General features: G+C 37.6%; 15 protein-coding genes. 1 reads left to right on the top strand and 14 read right to left on the bottom strand.

Annotated elements, in window-relative coordinates; all coding sequences use genetic code 11:
• Positions 1-296: 296 nt before the first annotated feature.
• From BLU58_RS09190 to BLU58_RS09140, 12 genes are all read right to left on the bottom strand, one after another.
• On the bottom strand, positions 297-518 hold the full coding sequence (locus tag BLU58_RS09190) for a hypothetical protein (RefSeq protein ID WP_093291938.1): 222 nt from the start codon (positions 516-518) through the stop codon (positions 297-299).
• A 165-nt stretch (positions 519-683) separates the two neighbouring features.
• Positions 684-1,088, bottom strand: a complete 405-nt coding sequence (locus BLU58_RS09185; protein WP_218122191.1) for a helix-turn-helix domain-containing protein — start codon at positions 1,086-1,088, stop codon at positions 684-686.
• A 365-nt stretch (positions 1,089-1,453) separates the two neighbouring features.
• On the bottom strand, positions 1,454-2,002 hold the full coding sequence (locus tag BLU58_RS09180; protein ID WP_093291936.1) for a DUF402 domain-containing protein: 549 nt from the start codon (positions 2,000-2,002) through the stop codon (positions 1,454-1,456).
• Positions 1,999-2,676, bottom strand: a complete 678-nt coding sequence (locus BLU58_RS09175; protein ID WP_093291935.1) for a hypothetical protein — start codon at positions 2,674-2,676, stop codon at positions 1,999-2,001. Before BLU58_RS09175 ends, BLU58_RS09180 begins: the two co-directional genes overlap by 4 nt.
• Positions 2,636-2,989, bottom strand: a complete 354-nt coding sequence (locus BLU58_RS09170; RefSeq protein ID WP_093291934.1) for a hypothetical protein — start codon at positions 2,987-2,989, stop codon at positions 2,636-2,638. Before BLU58_RS09170 ends, BLU58_RS09175 begins: the two co-directional genes overlap by 41 nt.
• Positions 2,990-3,003: 14 nt before the next feature.
• Positions 3,004-3,324: a hypothetical protein gene (locus tag BLU58_RS09165; protein WP_143123759.1), complete on the bottom strand. Its 321-nt coding sequence runs from the start codon at positions 3,322-3,324 to the stop codon at positions 3,004-3,006.
• Between the two features lie 100 nt (positions 3,325-3,424).
• A complete protein-coding gene (locus BLU58_RS09160) occupies positions 3,425-4,756 on the bottom strand; it encodes a methyltransferase (RefSeq protein WP_176786585.1) in 1,332 nt (443 codons plus the stop codon).
• Between the two features lie 19 nt (positions 4,757-4,775).
• The gene (locus BLU58_RS16430) at positions 4,776-4,946 is read right to left on the bottom strand and encodes a hypothetical protein (RefSeq protein WP_176786584.1); all 171 of its coding nucleotides are present in this window, start codon (positions 4,944-4,946) and stop codon (positions 4,776-4,778) included.
• A gap of 88 nt (positions 4,947-5,034) precedes the next feature.
• Positions 5,035-5,823, bottom strand: a complete 789-nt coding sequence (locus BLU58_RS09155) for a DUF3560 domain-containing protein (protein ID WP_093291931.1) — start codon at positions 5,821-5,823, stop codon at positions 5,035-5,037.
• Between the two features lie 90 nt (positions 5,824-5,913).
• Positions 5,914-6,198 (bottom strand): hypothetical protein, encoded by a 285-nt coding sequence (locus BLU58_RS09150; RefSeq protein ID WP_093291930.1) that lies wholly within the window; start codon positions 6,196-6,198, stop codon positions 5,914-5,916.
• 12 nt (positions 6,199-6,210) lie between these two features.
• Positions 6,211-6,663 (bottom strand): hypothetical protein, encoded by a 453-nt coding sequence (locus BLU58_RS09145; protein WP_093291929.1) that lies wholly within the window; start codon positions 6,661-6,663, stop codon positions 6,211-6,213.
• 2 nt (positions 6,664-6,665) lie between these two features.
• Positions 6,666-7,133, bottom strand: a complete 468-nt coding sequence (locus BLU58_RS09140) for a hypothetical protein (RefSeq protein WP_093291928.1) — start codon at positions 7,131-7,133, stop codon at positions 6,666-6,668.
• 269 nt (positions 7,134-7,402) lie between these two features.
• On the opposite strand from BLU58_RS09140, the gene BLU58_RS09135 reads away from it, so the two are divergent.
• Positions 7,403-7,774 (top strand): hypothetical protein, encoded by a 372-nt coding sequence (locus tag BLU58_RS09135; RefSeq protein ID WP_093291927.1) that lies wholly within the window; start codon positions 7,403-7,405, stop codon positions 7,772-7,774.
• A 78-nt stretch (positions 7,775-7,852) separates the two neighbouring features.
• Here BLU58_RS09135 and BLU58_RS16425 read toward each other — a convergent pair whose 3' ends face one another.
• Positions 7,853-8,032, bottom strand: a complete 180-nt coding sequence (locus BLU58_RS16425; RefSeq protein WP_093291926.1) for a hypothetical protein — start codon at positions 8,030-8,032, stop codon at positions 7,853-7,855.
• On the bottom strand, positions 8,019-8,606 hold the full coding sequence (locus BLU58_RS09125; RefSeq protein ID WP_176786583.1) for a 3'-5' exonuclease: 588 nt from the start codon (positions 8,604-8,606) through the stop codon (positions 8,019-8,021). Before BLU58_RS09125 ends, BLU58_RS16425 begins: the two co-directional genes overlap by 14 nt.
• Positions 8,607-8,621 lie beyond the last annotated feature (15 nt).

The raw sequence follows: 8,621 nt of genomic DNA, 5'->3' as shown, positions 1-8,621 counted from the left end.
ATCGTAACAGTTAGAGCATGCGCGAAGTTCGTTGTTATATTCTGTTCTTATACCGCAGTATGAGCAAGGTATGATCTCAGGCGGTCTTTCTTTTAGCTTTTTCATTGTCTTGTAGCAATATTTGCATATGTGAGGGTCAGGTTCGAAAGTAAAGGTGTTTGTTGACTTATGTATTTCACAAGTCGGACAGTACCAATCAGTGAATGTATGTGGCATTTTAAACACGCTCCTGTGAGTGAATTAACTTACGTAGGGGTACAGTCCAATGTACGAAAATGAATCAAATCTCAAAGCCACTATCCCTTAGTAGTGTAAAGCATGTCAAACTTAACCATGCCAGCTAGATCTAGTTTTTCTCCACCCACCAAGTCCATGATGGGTAGGATTTCGTTATTTGATATGAGTGACAAGGCAACTCTTGCATCCTTATCTTCAAGTTGAGCGATTTGCCCATTTTCAAAGTAAATCTTCATAAGGGTCATGCCTTTTCCAGCTAAATAAAGGTTGTTTGTATTCATTTTTCGTTCCTCCTAGTTTTTTGTGTAGAAATCTGTTTTCACCTTCCAAAACATACCCCTGCGAACCTGTATGAAAGCTTATTTTTGATTCTGAGTGTCTTTGTATACGAAGGTAAAAAGAATCAATATATATAGCCTTACAGCCCGTCTCATCCGAATGCCTTACTACTCTGATTCTAGCTCTCTCATTATTGCCCACAATCTGTCCAATTCTGCCTTCAACTGAGCTGCCTTTTCCTCCTGTTGAGGATTCAGCAGATGACTAGCATATTCCCAGGTCAAATCACTAATTTTCGATAGTAAATCTTGTTTCTCCTGGAACACTTTCATCTTAGCATTGAGGACAAGTGCATCTAGGTAGTGTGGGTTCTTTCTTTCAATGAAGCGATTCAATTCCTCTTCTTCAATGTGATATCCTTCTTTTCGATTGATTCCAGGACTATGTTCACCTTGGATCTTAGTTGCCTTTATTTTTCCTTCTCTAATCCAACGCTTTAGAGTCTCGCTTGAGTGAGTAATGTTGGCTGCGTTCAATATCTCAGTAGCCTCTTGTACAGTCAACAAATCCAACCATTCTCCTTTCATTCCATTTGTAACATTACATTTATCATACATCTAAATCAATGATTATTCAAGTAAAATAACATATGTAACATTACAAGTATGATTTTAAAGAAATAAAAAAACTGTCTACAAGATCCGCAGATCCGAGACAGTTTTTCCCCCTTAAATATATCGTTTAAGGGATTTTCATTACTATGCAATAATAGTATTGCATATTCAAATTGTGATGTCTAGAATAGATACTGTTAGTGTAAAGTAGTATCTAGTTCTTTCTAGATGTCTCTTTATATATAAAGATTGAAAAGAGAAGCTATTTTATTGCTTGGTGGTGGTAAATAGCTTCTTTTTCAATCTCATGTGCTCTATCGAGTCTATATGCTTCCATTCTGCCATTCCAAAAAATCTTGATAGCATCTGTTTAACAAAGGTGAAAGACTGCCTTCATAGTATTGGTTCATCAAATCTTTTAAGACTCTCCAGGCAAATTCATACTCCTCTTGTGAGATCTTCCTGGTCAATCTCGCTTCTTCTAATTCCTCTTCATCCAGTACTACCAGTTTTGATAGACTCGGATATATAACTACATCCAGAAATAAGTCATCGTACCAAGGTATTTGCTGACGATCCCATCCAACCTGTTTGCAAATATCTATATACCATTCAACTACCTTATTTTCTCGATCTATGAATGTGCTAATGGCATATGGAGTACTCGGAAAAACGTGTTGAATCCGTGTATATCCTTTATCTATAAGGCAGATTTCTTCTCCATCTTCCTCTATGACAAGCGGTTCCCTTACTTCTAAAATCTGCATAATGCAGAAGGATCTCGCCCAAGTAGAATCTAACCTATGTACGATCTCCGTTTTCTTACATTCAATCCTTTCCCATTCATCCATTGTGACTTGTTTTCGCTTCATGTTGATTCTCCTTTCGAAATCAATACTTTTTTCGAAGTAGTCGGTAGGTTGTTTACGATATTATTTAAGAGACGACCTGCATTTTCTACGTTCTCAATCGCTTCAAAAGCATCGTCAAAATCTCGCTCACTTAACAAGTCCCTTACTTCTTGAAGGTCATAGAACGTTTCTTCGACCTTATCTCGCTCCGCACTCGAGAGTTCCCCTACATATTGATAAACCGCATCACTTAATTCGCATACTTTCTCGTCGGCTGGAGTCATGATTTTATGAATATCATCAAAGCATTCATCGCCTTTCCAAGTTAACTCACTGTGCAACTTATTTACAAGTTCTGATGTGTCTTTTAAGTAGTCTGTAATCATCATGTTATAGATCGTCCCCTTTATCATTTTTCTGTTTAGCTCAAGTTGTACATCATCCAGAAACTTACAGTATCTATGCTCGACTTGTGTAACTTCGTCCAGTTGCACATACTCTGGCATAGCTAGCATTTCAGGGCAAACAGCGTTATTCACTTGGATGTACTCTTTTATCTCGTCATGTTCCTCAAACGATTTCACATACCATGCGAAACGTTTTTTAAACTTATCTCGTTTGGCTCTCTTGTACATCTTTTGTGTTAATTCAGATTCAGAAAATTCTTTTACAAGTGTTTTGTACGGCATATCCATAAATCCGCTCTCTCCTTTTAAGGAAATTGTCGACATCATCCAAAACCTTTGCAACTAAAGTATCATCACGTATAAGCTCCCTCATTTTTCGATCACTTGCATAGCGCATATCTTCCGCCTGTATTTGACTTTTGAGGATAGACTTCTCTAACGTAGTTGCGTACTCAACTAAACGTTTCGTACAAGTAGGGTCATCTTGATTCCTACGCTCCCAACATTCTTGCCCAATTATGGAGTTTGCTAACTCGATTGTGTACGCTTCTTTCTCTTCTTCCGTCCATTCTACATAATTGACGTCTCCGTACTCATTCATGTACATCCCCTCCCTTAGGAAGCATCCTTACATATTTTTTCAAATGTTTTTTCTGAAACCCAGTACACATACCAACCGCTGTAAAACGAATTCTTATACTTGTCCTCTAAGTATCTGCCGACAAACCTTCCCCTACGCCCTTTTAGCTTCGTAGGTATCGTGATTCTGTATGAACCTGTACGATAGTATCTTTTAAAGTAAATGTCTTTGTTTGGTACTTTTTCTCCGATTTCCTCTTTTGTAATGGTGAGTCCGTCATCACCTATTTGTGGCTTCGGTATTCCATACGATAAATGAGGGTTGTAAAAATCCTTTATTTCGTTTATGACATCCAACACATTGATCATCCTTTCATATGTACTACATGAGACTGAACAGCTCCGCCACACATTATCCTTCTAAAGATGTTCAGCCTTTGTATTACACATCATTTTGTTAACTAGCCACATCACTTACATGGGTTTCGGATTTTTCCAGAACCACCAAGCGGATATTTACACCCGTTGATCGGTCAGAGTTAAGGAAGGAGTTAGGGGGGAGTTTGAGGGAGTACCCATCATGTCGGGTTAAAAACTCTCGAAATTTCTTTGATTGACTATCTTGTCGGAAGAATGGTCCTTCACTTGCTAGGGCCACTACCTTTCCACCTGGCTTGACTAAATGATAGGCATGTTGGATGTGAATAGCATCTTGTCCGCTTTCAAATGGTGGATTCATGATGATTCGATCATATTTCCCTTTTTCTTGAGACACTAGGAAATCCTGCCCAACTATGTTGTATCCCTTCTCTTTCAGCAGCTCTCGCAAGCTGTAGTTGATTTCGATTACATCTACTTGTGCGCCTGTTTCCACTAAGCAATCCGCAATGTGACCAGCTCCAGCAGATGGCTCCAGCACCTTCATATCGGAATGAATGTCTGCTTCGTTTATCATCTGTTCCACAACCTCATCTGGTGTTGGGAAATACCCTGGTATATTCCTATGTGCGATTTCCTGCTCTTTCATTTTAATTCGTTCCACTCTCACCTGTTCTTCGCTTTTTTTGGTTCCGTTTATATGAGGTAACAACTCGATCAGGCATTGTCGATAGTCTTCATCTGTGAAAATTCCTATCGCCTCTAAACGCTTTCTTTCCATCAAGAGACTATGAATACTTTGAGCTGAATACTTTGTTCTTCTGTGTTTTTTCCCCATGGATAGGAGTCTTTCCATTTCTTTTCGTACAGGCGACAAATCAATGTAATCCCGATCCTGCATTTCAATGTATCTCTTTATCTTCTCATAATCCTCTCTACAACCTTCATCTTGAAAGTCCAGCACCTTCTCCAGATCATCTAAAAAGTGGTTGATTCTATACGCTCCGCACTCAAAATTCGGCATTGTAGTATACATGATGATTTCTTCCATTGTCAGATCTCTTGCTTCAGTGTCTCTATAGCTATTGTTTTGCTCGCTGTAATAGTAGAAAGGCTTTTTTCGATCCATCAAACGTTTGGCTCTATTACTCTCTTGGATTAACGTTTCTACTTGAGTTCGATTTTTGATCTTTTTCAAGTAAACTGCGGTTCCATCTTCAATAGCTGTGGCAATGGACAACATCACCTTTTGTAGCTGTTCTAAGCGGTCTGCATCTCGGTGCATACTAGCTGCTATGGCCAAACGTCGACGTGTATTTGTAAGCCTGTCTGGAGATCGTTTTTCAATGATTTTAATGCTGAGTTTTTCGGCTAACTCTCTAAGCTTTAAGGGTCCTGTTGGTGTTTTCATGAACATCATCCTTTACTTATTATTTTTCAGATAGGAGACATAGCAGCCTTGCAGCATGAACACGGGCCACTCTTGGGTGGACGCCACAATCAATCATGTCTTGTATGCGTTCGTAAAATTTCTCATATCTTTCATGGAGATCTGCACTAATAATCCATGATTCAAACTCGTCTAGTTTCGGATGTCTCATTTTTAAGTTCCTCCTTCTCTATTCTGGATCTTTAAGAACTCTCTCTTACATCTTTATTATAACACAATGTAAGTGATATTACCATACATTATTTCATAGAAGAAATACTTTCTGCCATCTCTTTAGCCCATTCCATTACATAACTACATCTATAACGTTGCCATGCCCCTTTACTCATAGCCCAACGGAAACCATGGCGTTTTAACTTTGTGCGGATTTCTTTTGGTGGTTTCCCATTAAAGAACATCTGTAATCGTTTGTCTTCTACGTTGTCTACTATCGTAATTCCATTGATAGTTATTTCTGTTGTAACATCTTGAGAAGCCTTCTGGAGAGCTTCCAATCTTCTCTTCAGTCGTTTAATATTTGCATTGCTATTCGTAAGACAATAACTTGCAAATGGTTTGTATTTTTCAGGATTATGAACCCCTTCCCTATTCCTTCTGATTGTTTCCTTTATCCTTTCAGAGACTGACATCCTGTCAACATCGCCTTTGTACTTTCGATATTCTGCATTGGCTGTTTTCATCGTCTCATGAATTTCAACTAGCTCTTCAATTCTCATGCTTAACTTTTCAATTGCATCTTCATCATCAGAGTAAATTGCTTTGTTATTTCGTGCCGCCTCTGCCTTTCTAATGTAGTATTCACTTGTCTTACTATGATCTATGGACTTCCTCATATCATTGTGACCACGCTCTACTAAACGCCGATGTCGCCCTTCTGAATGATGTCCCACTTTGATTGGCTCACCAGCCATACCTCTAAGTGTTTGAATGGAATGTGAATTGCAATAGGCGTTACTAAGTTCCTGATGTTTTTCAGCCAATCTTTCATAACGCTCAATACGTTGTTCTTTTTTTTCTTCGTAGTTCATTAAGCATCTCTCCCTTTTATATCAACTCTTCCTTACATCTTTAATATAACACAATGTAAGTGATATTACCATACATTGTGTTATATTAAATTACATTTCTGTGTTTCTAACTTCATGTACTGTCTCAAATGCATAGTATTCTGCTTCGTTGCAAATCTCTAGACCCAAGCAATTATTTGCATAATCATGATTATGCTCTAGGTAATTCAACACCTTTTCCTTGGGAAGTACCTCTATTTCTCTGTTGGTCATTTCATCCACCAACTTCTCCAAGTAAAACTCCACTGGTATTACATACGAAACACGAACATACTCTTCTTGGTTGTCGATTTGTTTGCATAGATCAAGTATTTCTTCTTTGTTTAAGTTGCTCATATATATCCCCCTTCAAATCTCTTGATAGTAGTCTGGATGGACTAGGAGTAAGTACCCTCCACCTTCGGGTTCCCATTCGGTAGTGTCTTCTTTGTTAGGCATCTCATCTAGCGCATCCATAATCGCTTCCATTTCTCCCGTACATAATTGTATAGGTTCATCCGAGATTAAGTAGTAGTCTCTGATTTTGCCAATTACATTACAGTCAGAATCAGTTACTTTTTTTGTTCGTGTCACCACAGAACGAAAATCAGAATGGATTTCAACAGAAATGCCTTTTCTCAATGCATCCTCCAGAATAGTCTTGGAATTATCCCAATCGTACTCATCAAAGAAGGTATCTATATCTTCCTTCCAGCCACGTTGATCCATAAGATTACGAAGATCACTTCTTTGTATTATGATTTGCCTTTCAAACCCATATGTACCATAGGTATATAGTTTTACATGCTCATTTTTCCTCATGCTTATACAACTCCCTTATGATCTTGATACGTTTTCAAACATATTTCCTCATTCACTATCTCCCTAAGTGTTTCAAGACCACCAAATACTCCTCGGTCTTGGAGAATCCCACTCTGACTTTTTACGATCTCTATATTTTCGCGTGTCGGCTCTACTCCACATTCTTCTAGTACTACTACAATATCTTCTTCTGCCCACCGAATAACACAAAAACGTCTATCATTTTCCATTGATCTCGTAATCATCGTTAAAACTCTACGATTCTCATTCATCCGATCCTTTGTTCGTTCAATTTCTCCTTGAATATATGTTACCAACTCTGTATCGCCATCACTTTCTGTCAAACTAAGTTGTTCTTGTTTCTGCTCCAGTAATTCTTCATCTGCCAAAAATGAATTATCTAATTGATCCAAGAGTACTATAAGATCTCGATCCTCTAACGAAATATTGACTTTATCCTGCTTAATCATTTAAAGCACTCCTTTTTATTAAGTAAGTGATATTGCCATACATTATACTTTTGAAGAAAAAGTAATTATTATCTCATTTTTATGTTGTGTATTCATTGCGAATCGCCCCTTTTATTGAATCTCCCTTACATCTTTATTATAGCATTTTGTATGTTATATGTCCATACATTTTTGATGCGTTTTATCTTTGACATTCATTAATTTTATCTGTATTATAGATATAATGTATGTGTATATCACTCACAATGAACTGAAGGGTGGAAAGAACAATGGCTGAACGGCTTAAACGTATAATAGTGCGGTTTTCCAATAACATGATAGAGCGACTATGCGATGCAGAAGAACGTGAAGGCATTGATAGAAGCAGCTTAATCGTATCCTATATATATCAATTAGTTGAATCTAAAACAGACAAATTCGACATATCTTATGCACTACTGGATATTGGTAAAGATGCCAATGTTGATATTGGCATTTCTGGGCAGTTGAAATCTCAGTTCCAGGACAAAATTGATACCATAAATAAAAACCAAGGACGATCAGGGGTAAATAAACTTACCTTATCTAATATAGTCGCCTCTCGATTAATACAATTTGTGATCATGTCTGAAAGAAAAGCCGCAGCAGTTACTACAAAATAAAAAAAGAAGAATTCCAGATAACACAAGGAATTCTTCTTTTTTTATCTAATTGCTATTACTTAGCTTACTCAAAACAACTCAAAACGGAAGCTCATCATTGGTCAAATTATGTCCGTCTCCTTTTTTGGTAGCAGCCGCTTCCTTTTTAGCCTCTTCCACTTCAATGAGAGATTGAATTTCGTCATCAGTCATAAGTAGCCTTTGAAACATCTCATCTTGGAGCTTTCTGTAATACTCAAGCTTCTCATGTATTTCCACAAGTCTTTATATCACCCGTATGATCCAAATATTGCTTATAAAACTGGCTGCGTTTGAGATCCACTTTTGTATAGCTGGGATCATATGTATTTTTGATCACATCTAAAGTTGCTAAACAATCAGATGTTGCCCTGTGCTTTGTTTTATAACCGCAAGCCACCTCTAACTTAATCCAGCTACTATTTCGCAATGATGCATACGTCTTCATTACACACTCACTTTTAAGCCCATAAGTATTCTTATACCTTTCATCCGAATAATCTACTTTGTATGGATAAAAGGAACTTCGTATGACCCTCAAATCAAAATCCGAATTGTAGATAAGGATGATTTTATCCTTGATCAAAGGGTACAATTCCTCCCAAACTTCCAACCAAGTCGGCGCATCTTTTACCATCTCATAGTTAATCCCGTGTATCTTCATTGATCCTTGTGAGATTGAATTTACAGGACGAGCCAAACTATTATACAGTGTATGCCCATCTAGATTTATTACTGATATTTCCAATATTTCTGCGTTGTTAAGGTCCGTTGTCTCAGTATCGAGAATAACGTATTCTTGTTTATTCTCCATCCAATGATTAAATTT

The sequence above is a fragment of the Thermoactinomyces sp. DSM 45892 genome (assembly GCF_900107305.1).
Classification (GTDB): Bacteria; Bacillota; Bacilli; order Thermoactinomycetales; family Thermoactinomycetaceae; genus Baia.
This window is presented reverse-complemented; position numbering and strand designations above follow the sequence as displayed.